At 48.3% G+C, this 15,342-nt stretch carries 16 protein-coding genes and 1 tRNA gene; 11 read left to right on the top strand and 6 right to left on the bottom strand.

Features of this window, described 5'->3' with window-relative positions:
- Positions 1-339 precede the first annotated feature (339 nt).
- Positions 340-1,260 carry a carbohydrate ABC transporter permease gene (locus tag ACR6Z4_RS25280; protein ID WP_479720113.1) on the top strand — a complete coding sequence of 307 codons (921 nt, stop codon included), beginning with the start codon at positions 340-342 and terminating at the stop codon, positions 1,258-1,260.
- Positions 1,261-1,310: 50 nt separating this feature from the next.
- Here the strand turns inward: ACR6Z4_RS25280 and ACR6Z4_RS25275 are convergent, their stop codons facing one another.
- A complete protein-coding gene (locus tag ACR6Z4_RS25275) occupies positions 1,311-3,041 on the bottom strand; it encodes an Rqc2 family fibronectin-binding protein (RefSeq protein ID WP_479720112.1) in 1,731 nt (576 codons plus the stop codon).
- Between the two features lie 137 nt (positions 3,042-3,178).
- On the opposite strand from ACR6Z4_RS25275, the gene remA reads away from it, so the two are divergent.
- The 4 genes from remA (at position 3,179) to ACR6Z4_RS25255 (ending at position 5,850) form a co-directional block, all read left to right on the top strand.
- Positions 3,179-3,442: an extracellular matrix/biofilm regulator RemA gene (gene remA, locus ACR6Z4_RS25270; RefSeq protein WP_479720111.1), complete on the top strand. Its 264-nt coding sequence runs from the start codon at positions 3,179-3,181 to the stop codon at positions 3,440-3,442.
- Between the two features lie 130 nt (positions 3,443-3,572).
- Positions 3,573-4,088, top strand: a complete 516-nt coding sequence (coaD, locus tag ACR6Z4_RS25265) for a pantetheine-phosphate adenylyltransferase (RefSeq protein WP_479720110.1) — start codon at positions 3,573-3,575, stop codon at positions 4,086-4,088.
- Positions 4,034-4,789, top strand: a complete 756-nt coding sequence (locus ACR6Z4_RS25260; RefSeq protein WP_479720109.1) for a DivIVA domain-containing protein — start codon at positions 4,034-4,036, stop codon at positions 4,787-4,789. The genes coaD and ACR6Z4_RS25260 overlap by 55 nt, the downstream gene beginning before the upstream one ends.
- Positions 4,790-5,217: 428 nt before the next feature.
- Complete coding sequence (locus ACR6Z4_RS25255; protein WP_479720108.1) at positions 5,218-5,850, top strand: HAD-IA family hydrolase; 633 nt, start codon at positions 5,218-5,220, stop codon at positions 5,848-5,850.
- Positions 5,851-6,088: 238 nt separating this feature from the next.
- Here the strand turns inward: ACR6Z4_RS25255 and ACR6Z4_RS25250 are convergent.
- Positions 6,089-6,160 (bottom strand) — tRNA-Lys (locus ACR6Z4_RS25250).
- Positions 6,161-6,408: 248 nt separating this feature from the next.
- Here ACR6Z4_RS25250 and ACR6Z4_RS25245 point away from each other — a divergent pair.
- Together ACR6Z4_RS25245 and ACR6Z4_RS25240 are read left to right on the top strand one after the other, a co-directional pair.
- Positions 6,409-6,591, top strand: coding sequence for a hypothetical protein (locus ACR6Z4_RS25245; RefSeq protein ID WP_479720107.1), 183 nt, complete (start codon positions 6,409-6,411; stop codon positions 6,589-6,591).
- A gap of 347 nt (positions 6,592-6,938) precedes the next feature.
- The gene (locus ACR6Z4_RS25240; protein ID WP_479720106.1) at positions 6,939-7,301 is read left to right on the top strand and encodes a hypothetical protein; all 363 of its coding nucleotides are present in this window, start codon (positions 6,939-6,941) and stop codon (positions 7,299-7,301) included.
- Between the two features lie 103 nt (positions 7,302-7,404).
- Here the strand turns inward: ACR6Z4_RS25240 and ACR6Z4_RS25235 are convergent, their stop codons facing one another.
- The 3 genes from ACR6Z4_RS25235 to ACR6Z4_RS25225 form a co-directional block, all read right to left on the bottom strand.
- Positions 7,405-8,979 (bottom strand): anthranilate synthase component I family protein, encoded by a 1,575-nt coding sequence (locus ACR6Z4_RS25235; protein ID WP_479720105.1) that lies wholly within the window; start codon positions 8,977-8,979, stop codon positions 7,405-7,407.
- Positions 8,980-9,716: 737 nt separating this feature from the next.
- Positions 9,717-10,145, bottom strand: coding sequence for a photosystem I reaction center subunit II (psaD, locus tag ACR6Z4_RS25230; protein ID WP_479720104.1), 429 nt, complete (start codon positions 10,143-10,145; stop codon positions 9,717-9,719).
- Between the two features lie 87 nt (positions 10,146-10,232).
- Positions 10,233-12,068: a DUF6930 domain-containing protein gene (locus tag ACR6Z4_RS25225; protein WP_479720103.1), complete on the bottom strand. Its 1,836-nt coding sequence runs from the start codon at positions 12,066-12,068 to the stop codon at positions 10,233-10,235.
- A gap of 218 nt (positions 12,069-12,286) precedes the next feature.
- On the opposite strand from ACR6Z4_RS25225, the gene ACR6Z4_RS25220 reads away from it, so the two are divergent.
- From ACR6Z4_RS25220 to ACR6Z4_RS25205, 4 genes are all read left to right on the top strand, one after another.
- Positions 12,287-12,493 carry a hypothetical protein gene (locus ACR6Z4_RS25220; RefSeq protein WP_479720102.1) on the top strand — a complete coding sequence of 69 codons (207 nt, stop codon included), beginning with the start codon at positions 12,287-12,289 and terminating at the stop codon, positions 12,491-12,493.
- Positions 12,494-12,588: 95 nt separating this feature from the next.
- The gene (locus ACR6Z4_RS25215; protein WP_479720101.1) at positions 12,589-12,942 is read left to right on the top strand and encodes a HesB/IscA family protein; all 354 of its coding nucleotides are present in this window, start codon (positions 12,589-12,591) and stop codon (positions 12,940-12,942) included.
- Between the two features lie 264 nt (positions 12,943-13,206).
- Complete coding sequence (locus ACR6Z4_RS25210; protein WP_479720100.1) at positions 13,207-13,629, top strand: tetratricopeptide repeat protein; 423 nt, start codon at positions 13,207-13,209, stop codon at positions 13,627-13,629.
- Positions 13,630-13,824: 195 nt separating this feature from the next.
- Positions 13,825-14,016, top strand: a complete 192-nt coding sequence (locus ACR6Z4_RS25205; RefSeq protein WP_479720099.1) for a hypothetical protein — start codon at positions 13,825-13,827, stop codon at positions 14,014-14,016.
- 338 nt (positions 14,017-14,354) lie between these two features.
- Here the strand turns inward: ACR6Z4_RS25205 and ACR6Z4_RS25200 are convergent, their stop codons facing one another.
- A complete protein-coding gene (locus ACR6Z4_RS25200) occupies positions 14,355-15,158 on the bottom strand; it encodes a YdcF family protein (RefSeq protein ID WP_479720098.1) in 804 nt (267 codons plus the stop codon).
- Positions 15,159-15,342 lie beyond the last annotated feature (184 nt).

Genomic DNA, 15,342 nt, shown 5'->3' with positions numbered 1-15,342 from the left:
GCAATCGTCGAGACGGTTAAATCAGGAGGTTGTGTGAGAACCCGCGCTCCGCGCGGGTTCTCACACAACCTCTCTTATTCAATCCCCGATCCTTAAGAAACCTATGATCCTGAGCGCTTTTCTCTTGTACGCTGGAAAACAGATCTTGTTGCATCATCGGATAGGATTGCAGGAGAAATTTTCGTTGGTCTCTGTAAACGCTATCCCAACCCGTAGGATCATGGATTTAATAAACCCGAAGATTTAGTTTTGGAAGCGTGGCGTCGCCACGCTTCCAAAACTAAATCTTCGGGTTTGATCCTTAGCAAGACTAGTAACCCAGATAGTTGAACCCAGTCCATGACCCAGTCCATGCAAAGCAGACACACTCACCGTTGGTCTACGCTTCAACGCTATTCCACCCCGTATCTCTTTCTGTTGCCTGCTTTGTTGGTGCTGAGCCTGACGGTTTTCTATCCAGCCCTGCAAGCTTTTTTCTTAAGTTTTACTCGTTACGAATTTGACCTGACCCAACCGCCCGAGTGGATTTGGTTTGAAAACTTTGAAACCCTGGTCAAAGATAAAGTCTTCTGGAAAACGTTCCGCAATACGTTGGTGTATCTAATCGGTGTCGTGCCCATTTTGGTAACGGCACCGCTGGTGTTGGCAATTTTAGTCAATCGTGCCCTACCCGGAATTCGCTGGTTTCGGGCAGCCTACTATACTCCCGTCATTGTGTCGATGGTGGTCGCCGGGATCGCATGGCGCTGGCTCTATGCCGAAACAGGGTTACTCAACCAGATTTTGCAAGGGCTACACCTGTCTAAAGAGGGAATTCCCTGGCTGACCAGTCCCCGGTGGGCACTCTTCAGTGTCATGGCAGTGACCATATGGAAGGGGTTGGGGTACTACATGGTGATTTATCTGGCGGGGTTGCAGTCCATTCCAGCAGATTTGTATGAAGCAGCGGCAATCGATGGCTCCGATGGCTGGCAAAAGCACTGGGATATTACGGTGCCTTTAATGAAGCCTTATCTATTTTTAGTCGCGGTGATTTCAGCAATTTCTGCAACCAAGGTATTTGAAGAAGTCTACATCATGACCCAAGGGGGTCCCCGCAATAGCTCCAAAACCCTGGTCTATTACGTTTACGAACACGCCTTTCAGGAATTGGAAATCAGCTATGCCTGCACCATTGGACTCGTCATGTTTCTGCTCATCTTGAGCTTGTCCGTCCTGCGCTTATTGATCAGCCGCCAACCTTCTCCCCTAGGGTCGTAATTGAAGATCTGAGTTTGGGTGTGGCGCGGCTCTGCCGTGCCACACCCAAACTATGCGAGCAGGATCGCTTTGTCAGGTTCTCCCCAAATAATCCGTTCGTGTTTGTAGATAGCAATGCCCGGTTTTGCCCCCTTGGGTTTGTAGACATTTTTGGGTTCGGTATAGACGACGGGTGCCTGATCGCTTTGGCGGGCGCGGCTGTAATAGACAGATAGGTTTGCGGTGAATTGTAGGTCGGTATCATCGGGCACGTCTCCCGGTTGCAGGCGCAACAGGACGTGACTGCCAGGAATTTCTTGGGTATGAAACCAGAGATCGTAGTCTCCGGCGATCCGAAAGGTGAGGGTATCGTTTTGGCGATTGTTGCGCCCAATCCACACATCAAAGCCACTGGGCGTTTTGTATTGGTGAAATTCAGTCGCTTCTTTGGCGATCGCCCCTCGATAGCGTTGATCTGGATCATCGAGATAGCCTTGCTGGATCAATTCATCGCGAATTTCTTCCAGCGAGGTCAGATCATCCGCCGTTTGGTAGTGCTCAATCTGGGCGATCGCCACCTCTACCTGTTCTAAATAATGAATTTCCTCTTGCACCGCTGCCAACAATGGCTCAATTGCCGCCCGCGATCGCTTCAATTTCTGATGTCTCTTATAAAGTGCCTGAGCATTTTGTACCGCATTTTTTTCAGGATCAAGGGCGATCGCCACCGGCTCATTGGTGCTGAAGTCGAGTAATTGAATTTGTTTTAGCCCCGGTTGCCACTCATACAAATATGCCATCAACAAATCCGCCTGATCCTTATATTGATCGGCGTTATCAGACAGTTGAATGCGGCGTTGAAAATCGTTTGCTTTGACATAGAGCTTTTTCAGCACACTGCCCAATTTCTGGCTAATCTGGTGCCGCAGTTGCTTAAACTCCTGTTGATTCAGTTGATCACGATAATAACGACTGACCAGCGCTTGCACCGTCGCGACAGGTTCCACCAGTCCCCAACCCATGACCGTATACCCCTGCGTCAACCATCCGGGTTGAAAGGTGCCCTGCTCCAGCGCCTGCAACCAGTCACACCAGCGTTGAAACAATCGCTGCCACTCCGCTTCGGTGAGCGTGTCGGTTGATTGCTCGGGTTCCAGGTCAGCTGCCCAAATCATCGATTCCACCAGCGCCGAACTCAGACCCCGATAATTTTTGACCAGATTACGTTTGAGCGCACCGGGGATCAACGCAATTCGTTCTCGCCACGACTCCAAAGGCTCCGTCAAAGACGGGGCTGGGTCGGTCATGGCGGGCGGAAATTCGTAAGGCTGCCCCGTCAACACCGATCGCACACTCGACTGCTGGTTGCTCACCTGATGGGCAACCGTCACAATCTGCTGATCTGCCGTTGTTAAGATCACGTTGCTATATTTGCCCATGATCTCGACATAGACATGCCACAGGGGTGGATCACCCGGACGACGGGCAAACTGTAGATCCAAGGCACGTTCCCAGGGGGCGATCGCCTCAATCTTGGTCAGCACCAACCCGTTCAACTGATGCCGTAACTGCTGGCTAAAGGTAAACGTATCGGGAGTGCGGGGTGGCGCATCGCCCATGCAAAGACGGGCGGCTTGCGGATGCCAGGAAATCGTCAGCCAGCCCCGTTGGTTTAAAGTCCGCAGAGCCAGGGCAATCGTAAAGCGATCGCATTGGTAAACTTGCTCTAGTCGAGCCGGGAGCCAGTCCGTCCGCAGTTCTGTGCAGACAGCTGTCAGTGTCGTCAAATCAAGCGGTTGCACGGTTATCCTTAAAAGATGCTGGAAAAATAAATTTTAATTAAGTCTCACAAAAGATTTATCCCAACAGACCCATTTTTTTCGATTAGGATCAGAGCAGAGATCTCCAATGCCCCCTCTCTGGGCTGGGTAGTTCACTCATGGATATTAAGCTAATTAACATTGGGTTTGGCAACATCGTCTCTGCTAATCGGGTGATTGCCATCGTTAGCCCAGAGTCAGCCCCCATCAAGCGTATCATTACCGATGCTCGCGATCGCAGTCAGCTGATCGATGCTACCTATGGTCGCCGCACCCGAGCCGTGATCATTACCGACTCCGGACACATCATCCTCTCTGCCATCCAGCCTGAAACAGTTGCCAACCGCTTCGTCAGCCACAAAGACGGGCAGGGAGAAGATTGAAGAACTGAGGTGCATCCCCATTGCCCCGAATCTCTGACCCCCGATCCCTAATCCCTATATAATGACCTGACATCCCCGAAATTCCTTCAGGGTTCCAGTATAATTGCCTAAATAATGGCGAATTAAAATCGTGATTGCAGTTTATCCTGGCAGTTTCGATCCGATAACCCTCGGTCATTTAGATATCATCGAGCGCGGCTGCAAGCTCTTTGAAAAGGTGATCGTTGTGGTTTCCCGAAACCCCAATAAATCTCCTTTATTTAACGTGCAGCAACGGCTAGAGCAAATTCGCATTTCTACATCGCACTTATCCAATGTCGAAGTAGATAGCTTCGATGGTCTGACCGTTCACTATGCCCGCATTCATGACGCTGGGGTGCTACTTCGAGGTCTTCGAGTTCTTTCTGACTTTGAGAAAGAGCTGCAAATGGCTCATACTAACAAAACTCTTTCTGATGAGATTGAAACCGTCTTTTTAGCAACCTCCAACGAATACAGTTTTCTTAGCAGTAGTCTGGTTAAGGAAATTGCTAAATTTGGAGGACCTGTTGATCATCTTGTCCCGCAAACTGTTGCCCTAGATATTCACCGATGTTACGTCAAGACGCTTCTGCCATCAGTTCCGACCGCAACGGACCCGACATGAACCCCGCCAACCCTACCAGCAATGCGACTCCCAGAGAAGCTTCGAGAAGCGGAGGTGTCGATATTCAGCGGGAACTCAACAAGCTTGAGGAAATGATTTTAGATAGCCCTCGTGTCTTTTTGACGCGGCGGACATTGGTTGATGAAGAACAATTGCTCGATCAACTCGATTTAATTCGTCTCAATTTACCCACGGCTTTTCAAGAAGCGGCAGAAACGCTTCGCCATAAAGAAGAAGTGCTTTCAGAAGCCGAACAATATGCTCAAGAAATTATTGAGGCGGCAGAACGGCGAGCCGTTCAGATTTTAGATGAAATGAACCTGGTGCGGCAGGCAGAATTAGAAATTCAGCAAATTCGCCAACAAGTTCAGCAAGAATGTGAGGCAGCTCAAGAGCAAACCTTAGCAGAAATTGAACGAATGCGGCGGCAGGTGCAACAAGAGGTAGAAGAGATGCGGCGGATGGCGATCGCCGAGTGTGAAGAAATCCAATCCGGTGCTGACAGCTATGCCGATGGGGTGTTGCGCGATATGGAGCAGCAATTGGGTGAAATGATGCGGATTGTGCGCAATGGGCGGCAACAACTCCAACCAGAAACCGCTCCAATGCGATCGCGTGACCCAGAACCCCCCAATAGTTCAAATTCAGCGACTCGGTCTACTCAAGCCGCCCGTCCGTCCGAGCAGCGTCTCAAAAAGTAAGCTCGTTTGCCCATCAGAATTGTGTAATAGCTTAGGATCGTGGATTAAATAAGGTCGAATATTGAATCTTTGGAGGGGCGAACTGCCGTTCGCCCGTACGCCCGTACAACAAATCATCGGAGTTATTTAATTCCCATTCCTTAAGTGGTTGGGATAAGTTTGACCGTGAAATCTTCAGTTGCACGTTCAAACTCATCCTAAAAATCAGCACTGCCGTTTATTCTTTGGTAGCTCTAAAAAAGTCATGACATGAGTACCACTACTTATTCTTTGATCCAGAATCTGACACGAGACTTCAACGGGGGAACTGGACTTTTTTCTGCGTAAAACTCCAGTTCTCATAATAGATTAGGGTTATATGGGTGGTGGGCTATGTCTGCCGCCCATCCCCATATCATTTGGCAGCATCACCCCCACTGAGTAGAGATGTGAAAATCGTTATTTTTGATTTTGATGGAACGATCGCAGATACCTTTGATGCCGTGTTGAGAATTACGAGTCAGCTAGCCGCCGAGTTAGGCTATCAACCTCCAACGCCCGAAGAAGTTCAACGGCTGCGTAACCTCGACTCTAGAGAAATTATCAAGCAATCAAAAGTTCCATTATTTAGATTGCCGTTTTTACTCAAGCGGCTAAAAACCGAACTCAGGCAAGAAATCGGACGACTCAAGCCTATTCCAGGGATGAGTGACACCCTGATTCGCCTCAAACAACAAGATCATCTGCTGGGTATCGTCACCTCCAACTCACAAGACAACGTCAAAGCCTTTCTCAACACCCATGGGTTAGGACAACTTTTTAGTTTTATTTATTCGGGCACCACCCTCTTCGGCAAAGGGCGAGTGATTAACCGTCTTTTGAAACAACACAGTTTGGATTATCGTCGGGTCGTCTATGTCGGAGACGAAACCAGAGATATTGAGGCAGCAAAAAATATCCAAATTCGTGTAGTAGCCGTAACCTGGGGGTTTAATTCAGAAGCCGCATTATTGAAACAAAACCCCGACTTTTTAATTCATCAGCCCAGCGAACTCCTGAATGTGATCGAAAGTCTCAACTAAACCTTCCTGACAAAATAAAATGATATAGCGATCCTAAATCCGGTGTGAAAGTGCCCGCCCGAAGGGCGGGCACTTCCACACCGAATCATTTTCACAGATCAAATAGGATTGCTATAGCAATGGAATGGTTAATTAGAACGGGGTTCTACCCAGCCCTTCGACGGCTTTACCAAACTCAGCATTGATCCAAAAAGGAATGCCCCTGAACTGTGTTCAGGGGCATTCCTTTAGGAAAAAATGGGTCGCCTGGGATTCGAACCCAGAACTATTCGGTTAAAAGCCGAGTACTCTACCGTTGAGTTAGCGACCCAGATGTGCGTCAGTCAGACAGCGTTTACTACGATATCACATGCTGAGATGCAGTGGGAAACTTAATTCCATTTTTTTTGAACTGAACCAATTTTTAGAAGCGTGAATTGAATCACTCTGATGCTTTTTGACAGAACGACAGCCGAGCTATTGCCCTCTCACCCAGCACGACAGAGTTATCAATTAACGATCCTTACTCATGATCTCTTACTGTGAACCTCTGCACAAGAGCCGATCTACCTCAAAATTATGGATTCAACCGCACCACTGCCCCTGATTGGCATGAACTGGGGGCATCCTGACCCTCCTAATTTGAACTTGAAATCAGTTAGACAATGCTTAAAAAGCTTGCTATACAAGGCTCTCAACCTCTATCGTCCCGATCGACTCGTGCAATGGCTCTACCTTTGTCCACTTCAAAAAGTGGATTGAGTCATCAGATAGCCCTTCACCCTCTAAGATAGATTGGGCTAATGAGAGCAACTCTAGTTTAGAGGCTGATTCGCCAACCATCGGCTTGAAAAGACTAAGGATCACAGATTAATTAATCTGTAATTCTTTTTGAGAGAGCGGCGGCTCCGCCGCCGCTCTCTCAAAAAGAATCGGGTTTCAATCCTACAGGTGACATCACAGACTCAGGTCTGCCTGCTGATAGGTATCGTTTTAGAGAAACCGTTGTTGGGGCAACAGCCATTCTCAGACCTACGGATGGTGTAAGGGAAACTAGTAGATTGGGTATGCTTTCAATGAGCTTAGACAGAAATTTAAGGTTCAAAACTGTGGTGAGAAAAAATAGTCGATCCTCGTATCGGAGACATCAAACCCAATCTTTAGCAGCAAGGCGATCGCCATATTCGGCGTATGGTGCTGAAGACAGTCTTGCTATGCCTCCGTCGCAGGCGATCGCCAGAGAATGGATATTTTCTGCCCGACAGTTAGATTTTTGGTCACTGGCGCTCTGTTCTTGTGTTTTGACCCTACTGTGCCATTCCGTCGCTAACCCACCCTCTACGTCTACGAACGGCGGGTCTGTGGCGCAGCAGCAAACGACAACTTCCTCAACTCAATCGCAGCCCAATCTATCCTTAAAGCTATTTACGCTGGCGTCGAGCCGTCCTGAAATTGAAGACGACGAAGAATAAGTGTCCAGACACTAATCAATCACTCTGGCATTACTTTTGAAAAGGGCGACGGCAAAGCCGTCGCCCTTTTCAAAAGAATGGGGGTTTTATTGCTTCTCCGATTTTAAGGATGCAGACAGCGAATCGCTTCCAACATCCCCTTGGCTTTATTCAGCGTCTCTTCATATTCTCGTTCGGGATCAGAGTCCGCTACCAGACCTGCCCCCGATTGAACACTCACCATCTGCTCGCCATTGGGCTGATGACGCACGACCATGGTGCGAATGGCGATCGCTGTATTCAACTGCCCATCAAAATCGTAATAGCCATAGGCTCCGGAATAGACCCCCCGGCGGCAGGGTTCCAGTTCATGGATGATTTCCATCGCCCGAATTTTGGGCGCACCGCTCACTGTTCCGGCAGGGAAACACGCTTTGAGCAAATCCCAGGCAGTTTTACCCGGCGCAAGCTTGCCCACCACATTGCTAACAATGTGCATGACATGGGAATAATATTCCACCACCATCAATTGGTCTACATGAACCGTGCCATTGGCACAGACGCGTCCCAGATCGTTTCGTCCCAAGTCAACCAGCATGACGTGCTCGGCAATCTCTTTAGGATCTTGTAGCAAATCCTGTTCCAGCTGGAGATCTTCGGCTGGAGACTTACCACGCGGACGAGTGCCTGCGATCGGTCTGACCGTTGCGACCATCGTCGCATCGTCACCTACCGATTGATCTGCCTTGACCATGACTTCGGGACTGGAGCCAATAATTTGCCAGTCCTGGAAGTGAAAATAAGCCATGTAGGGAGACGGGTTAATTTGCCGCAACGAGCGATAAAGGGCAAATGGATCTCCCTCATAGGTTGCCGAAAGCCGTTGAGACAGGACAACCTGGAAAATATCACCCGCCCGAATATAGTCTTTCGCGGCGTTGACGTTAGCGCAATATTGTTCTTTAGAGGTGTTGCTGGTATAACCTGTCGGTACACTGGCGGTGCCTGCTCGCTTTTTACCTTTCGTGGGTGAAGGGGTTGGAGTCGCCTGCGGTTGCCACGCCAAAATCGTGTTCTGTCCGCTCAGGGGCGCTTGCAGTTTGGCAATTAACTGGGTGACGCGATCGCACGCCTGTTGATAGGCTTCTTTTAGTTTGGTTTTAGGATCTCTCAGGTCTGCATAGGCGATCGCCCAAATCTTGCGCTTTACCTGATCAAAAATTAGTAAATGGTCGATCTGCATCCAGACCCCATCGGGTGGATCGCCGTCCGACGCCTCAGAGACCGGCACCCGTGGCTCAATCCAATGGATCAGTTCATATCCCCAAAAGCCAAATAAGCCGCCAATACCAGGGGGTAATTCGGGAAGTTTTACAGGACGGTAAGGCGCTAGACACGTTGCCAACGCATTAAACGGATCACCGTCATAGACCTGGCGATCGCCATTGCGAAACACTTGAGTCGTTTGGCTGCCTCGGGTTTCCAAAGTCCACAGCGGATCACACCCCAGCAAACTATACCGCCCGATCGTTTCTCCACCCTCGACCGACTCCAGTAAAAAGCTATAGGGTTGCCCTGCGCAAACCTTATACCAGGCTGAAACTGGCGTATCTAGATCCGCAACCCATTCCTGATAGACCGGGACAAAGTTGCCTTGTTTTGCCAGAGCTGAAAACTGTTTAAAGTCGGGGAATATCACAACTATCTCGAAAAACGCCGGGGAGTGTAGAGAAAAGCCAGGTATTGCTGATTTTGGGGATGAATTTGACTGTGAACCCTTTGGGTTCACAGTCAAATTCATCCCGCTATTAAGCAATGCCAAAAGTCAAGGAGACCCTCTTGCCGAACAAACGCTAAAAAACTGGCATAAAATTTCATGCCAGAACAGATCTAGACGTGTCCGGTTCTGAAAGTATACTTGATCCCCTGTCCTAACTCGATTGGCTATTGAAAAGTGTTATGGCAGTCGCAGGGCTGGTTAAAACAGGGGCACGGGGGCGGTGCTGCCGGACAGGGGTTCTACCCCTGCACCCCGTCCTAACCCTAATGCGTACCGCTGTCACCTTTGTCCTAATCAACCCCTCGGCTACTACATATAGCGATCCTATTTGATTCATGAACCTGATCAGTGGTGAAAGCGCCCGCCCGAAGGGCGGGCGCTTTCACCACTGATTTAGGATTGCTATATCAGCCCAATAAAAAATCCCAAAAGGACAGCCTTTTGGGACAAGTTAAGCTACATACAGCTCATAAAGAGAGTCGAAATTAGAGCAAAAGACCCAGCAACGATGCTGAACTTTTTTAGCTCTCGATGCAGATTTAGTTAAATTGAATCCTTTAAGCCGACCGTTTCATAAAACCTGGGTTTATTGTGAGCATCGTGACAATGCCACGACACCCACAATACGGATGTAAGTTTTATTTCAATTCGAGTGCTTAAGGATCGTAGGTATTCCGACCGCTAAATTTAACGGTGGCTGGTTCGGGATTCTTACCAATGCTACGGTCAACCTTGCCGGCAAAGGGTCGTCCTTCATTTACCTTTTCAGGGAAGACGCCATCCTTAGGATGCAAGTATTGAGTTTCGCCGTTGGCATAGATCCGATAGATCTTATAGTCTTCGATTTTAGGCTTGAACTTCGTCCGCAGCTGGGTGCCAAGAGCAAGGCATTGCTCTTTACGTGCCAAATACAGAAGGTTTTCACCTTCATGCATAACGGCAGCGCCGCCAGTTGGCATTTCAAACACCTGTTGCTTAGAACTAGTCCAGGTAATCGCGTACTTTTCTTCAGTGTCAGCCTTGCTGAGAAGACCGCCAGTGCTGCCACCGAATGCGGGCGTTTGTCCAGTAAGAGTTTCAGTCATGAATTTTCGCTGAACATTTTTTAGGCATCCTATCACTCAGAATTGACACTATATCGACTTTGTCAGGATCTGTTACAGTTCTTCAGGTTAGGGCAGCTCGATCTGGGGAACAAGCTCTAAGGCTCCAAGCCCCAATTCCTTGGCAGACAACGATCGCACCTCAAATAACGCCAGCATATCTTTGAGATCAGGATTTGCCCGAGTTGCGCCCTTAAAGCCTTTAGCGACCACCAATCCACAATAGCCTTCCGTCTTTTTACAGCGCTGATCCCACTTTTTGCGGGCTTGAATATGCACCGGATCGTCTTCTGAAAATTCGCCAAACAAGTGCAAATCGCCGTTATTCGCCTGCAAAATGCCCAGGTCATAATGCTGATTGGCAAAGGGGTCTTCTCCAGGATTAAAGCAAATCGCTTTCAGCCCTCCCGAGGCCTGCAAACCCTCAATCAATGCCATTGCCTTGGGTCGGGTTGCCTGAATCAAAATCACCGGAAATCCGTCTGATTTGGTGGGAAACTCGATATCCACAGCTTGATGGAATTTGACGCTAGAGCGGAGAAAATCAAGGATATCCCACGACAGCGCCCCCAAGCTGTAGAACGCATCGGTGGGCACCAGATCATGCCGCAGCGTTGGCAATTCATCAAACCCAAAATCAAACACGGCGTCATCGTCATCGTCATCGGGGGCAGCCATTTGAAACAGCTCATCTGCCAAATCCGGTAGGGTAGAAACCTTAACCGAGATTTTCTTTTTCTCCTCCTGGGGATCTGTCACCCGGAAGTTGCCGCTGATCGCCGGAAACACGTCGCTAGAAAGCGATCGCAAATGTTGCTTAAAAAATCGATGGAGAGCCGTCAGAGCAACATACACGGCGGTCGCCTCATCTTCGTAAAGCATGGGGCGCATCCCTTCCAATGGGTGCAAATTACCAAACGAGGGGATGACGCTGGCATCGAGAAACTCTTCCAGGAATTCATCATCCTCGCCGTCTAAAAATTCTTCGTTTTGGTCAAATGTTACGAAAAAGCAATCTTGTTCTAAAAACGCTTGTTCCAAACTATCGGGCGCATCATCTGCCTGTAACACCCGCTGACGAAACTGCTTGAGCGAGTCCACAGACCGATACATGAGAATGCCATACTCCATCCCCAGCATTCCCAAGATAGAAACATAGAGCGTGCCCACATCGCCATAATTCAGCTCGATTGCAATAATTTTTTCCTCATCCAGGCGTTCCCAGGGGGCATCTTGCCAGATCTCATGGGTGACTTTGAGCAGCGCTGCTGCATGTTCGGGGGGTAACTGCGGCGGACGATTACTGGTTGCTTCTTGTAGACTGCGAAAAATTTCGTCAATTAAGGGCAGAGAAGGTTCATAGTCCACCGCAATATTAAGATCTTGCAAAACGCCCCGAAGGAAAAACTGAATCTCGCGATCGCGCACGACAATTTTTTTGGGACGTGCCGGACTAACAGAACTGTGAGGATACTCCATCGCCCGCAACAACGTCCGCACGACTGCCTCATGCCCCACATCCGTCGGCACCAGATCCATCGCCCGGACAATACCCTCGCTGCCATCTACCCAGAGAATGCACTCGCCGCGAATGTCACCCCCTGCTTCCACACCTCCGGCAAAACCAGGTTGTATCAGACGGCGATCGCCCTCCCATACACTCGGAATTTGATGGAGCTGCTTGAGTCGGCGAAGGGTAGTGCGATTAAGGGCAGTCATATTACAAAACCAGATAGGGTGAACAAATCCAGCCAATTTGTTAGAAAACAGACTTAAGCCATTACGTTTCCCTAACATCGCTTGGAGGTTGGAGACCGCTACAACAGCAGCGTCTCCTAACTTAACGATTTTGCGAGTCCTCAGCCTATCTGCCTGAAGACTAGCAAAATCGGTTTCTAGTCGCACAGAAGCTACCGTTCAGTGATTCATCTGTAAGTATTCATCTTAAACACTTTAACCACTGAATAAGAGGCACTGAATCAGAGGCACCAAACTTTACCCAAAAGAGACTGGGGCTGATCGTAGAAAAAGCCGAACTCTTTGTTTATAAAATTTCAGTTTCACTCTCAATCTAGGACAAACTCCATCACATCGGCTGACGACCAGCAAAATCTTTGAGGATCTTGATTCAAACTAAGGAGCGTGGGTTAAATCAAACCAACGTTCGGGGTTGGGATCGCGGCGATGCCGCGATCCCAACCCTAAATCGCATTGCTTCATCCAGCGATGAAATTGGGTGGAAGTGCCGTGCGGCACTTCCACCCAATTTCATCGCCCAAATCAGTCGCATCAGAAATTGCTTTGGCAAGTCATCAGCAGAATCTGTATGATCTGAGTAGTGCCTTGCAGTTAAATTCGTATAAGCTGTCAGCACAAGCCTTTGATTAAGGGCGATGAATTTGACCGAGCCAGGAGTTTTGTACAGATGACACAGGTTGCTCAAGCTCAACAACGGGGCATCATGATAACCGATGCAGCCCTCAATCACGTCCTCGCACTACGCAGTAAGCAAGACAAGGATCTGTGTCTGCGGGTCGGGGTGCGGCAAGGCGGCTGTTCTGGCATGTCCTATTTAATGGATTTTGAAGACCCCAGCAACATCCGGGAAACCGATGAAGTGTTTGACTATGAAGGGTTTAAGGTGGTTTGCGATCCCAAGAGTATGCTGTATCTCTATGGTTTAGTCTTAGATTACAGCGATGCGCTGATTGGGGGTGGGTTCCAATTCACCAATCCCAACGCCAATCAGACCTGCGGGTGTGGCAAGTCTTTCTCATAAATTGTGCGATCGCCTTTAGTTCATAAAGGTTTAAAAACAATTTAACTGAGCAATAGGGCAGATGGGGTTAAGAGCCACGCTTCGCGTGGCTCTTAACCCCATCTGCCCTGTTTGAGTTTTATATCCGTCCCAACCGTCCCGACAACAGATTAACGATCTGGCTCAAAACGCTGTGAGAAATTGGTATAAGTTTCGGCGGGAATTTGTTATATTTTTGGGGTTTGAGCGGTGTCCGCTATTTCTTTGTCTAAGGTTTGAGGAATTATGACTGAGTCTGTTGATGAGCTTTTTGATCAGGGAATTGAACGCTATAAAGCTGGAGAAGATATCGCTACTTTAATTCCTCTCTTTAAGGAAGTTTGCGATCGCACTCCCAAAAGCAGTTCTGCATGGACGTGTCTGTCGTGGCTTTACTTACTCGACAACAAACCGACCCAAGCCTACAAAATGGCAAAAAAAGCTGTAAAGCTAAACCCCCAAGACCCACAAGCTCGAATTAATATGGCGATCGCCATGCTAGAAACGGCTCAAAAAGGGGTCAGAGAGCATGTAGAAATTGCCGGTCAACTGGTTGCCAGCGTCTCAGAATTTCGGGAAGAAGTTAAACAGAATTTTGAAGAAGGGTTAAGCAGAAAGCCCAATTGGAAGAGTCTGGAACGAGTTCAAACCTGGATATTTGAAAGTTAGGGATCAAAACTTCATATTTAGGGGGGTCTTTAACGCCATAAATCACCTCATTCATTTAGATATCGCAATGATTAGCCAAGATAATTAACGATATCCCCGAAAATCTAATGATAAGATTCAGTGAAGTTGGCGATTAGCTAAACATATAGCTAACCGCTCCAGTTGAATTTATTTAATATCTAGGGGTTGGGCACTATGTTGACTAACAAGGATGTAGAAGTAAAGCCTGAAACTCGTAATCACAAAGGGTTTTTTGTGCAGGAAGCTTCATATAAATTTATGGGTGTCGATCAGTCAGGCTGGGCATTAATCTGTATTGACGAAGCCACCTGTCATTATGTTGACCCTGACAATTTAAAGGCGCTGGAAGAGCATTTAGAAGAGTAATTTTGAGTAACTTTGAAAAGACCACAGTAGGTTTCTATGGTTCTCACGTAATTGGCTGTTCTCCGACTGGGAAGAGCCATATTTTTTACCCATTTACACGACGGGATGCAGAGCATTAACCTCTAGCATCCTGTCTTTTTATGTAGACATACAGCAGTCCCCAATACATTATCAGATGAGCGGATTGAGGGAGGCGCACCCCTGCGGGGTGCGCCTCCCTCAATCCATTTGGGATTACTCAACCACTCATATAGCAATCCTATTTGATTCATGAAAATGATCCGGTGTGAAAGCGCCCGCCCTTCGGGCGGGCGCTTTCACAACTAAATTTAGGATCGCTATATTTGGGTACCTTCAATATCACAGTGACGCTCTAACACTTGTTTCACAATTAGGGCAGGTGGGTTGGCTAATTGTTCTGGCGGTTGGGGTCGAAATCGTCCCAATAAGGCATAGCTAATTAACCCCAAATATTCTCGAAATACCAGCAACGATTGCTTGACCGAACTGAGATCGGCAGGCAAAGGATTAACATGCGGGGTCACAGAAAACCCAAGACTGCGAAATATCAGTAGCGATCGCAACATATGGGGTGGATCTGTAATTAAGATGATTTTCTTAACCCCTTGAGGTCCCAATAACACAGCCGTTGAAACCGCTTCATCGTGCGTCGTAATCGCACAGGCCGAGCCACTCAAATCATGCTGGGGAATGCGATTTTCTTCGAATAATTTCAGCGTCTTATCAACATTCTTTTGCCCTGTGACAAAAATGCGGGGCGCACGGCGATCGCGCCAGAGTTGAATTGCCGCTTCATAGCGGGTGTTTTCAATATCAGGACCTCGGCTCAAAACCACGATGGCATCCGTTGCACCGCCCAAATCGGCAGGGACAAACAGCATCAGACTCTGAGTTGCCAACCAGGCAACGGGCGGTGAGATCGCTATCCAGTAGAGGATTAAACAAATTAAAACAGGCTTACTCAGGCGATTTTTCCAGCGCGCCAGGTTAAGCAACAGGGGAACCATGGCAATGATGAGCAAGGTTGTACTGATCAGCCAGGGGTGGGTCAAGCCATAGAAAATACGCCAGCTAAAATGTGCCCAGTTTTGGGTGAGCGAAGGATAGGAAAAGTCAAACATGGTTTCAGGTAGCGCAACCGGGACGATTCAGGAAATACGGATCGTAGATTTAATCAAGCCGAAGATTGATTTTTGTTAGCGCGGCGACGCCGCGCTAACAAAAATCAACGTCGGAGCATACGGTGAGATGGCTATATTTTGCTCTCTCTTTGAGGAATATAGGTTAAGTAAGTTTAAAGATTTT

The sequence above is a fragment of the Calyptranema fuscum S582 genome, assembly GCF_055793305.1.
The sequence above is the reverse complement of the archived record's forward strand: the minus strand, read 5'-3'. Positions and strand labels throughout refer to the sequence as shown.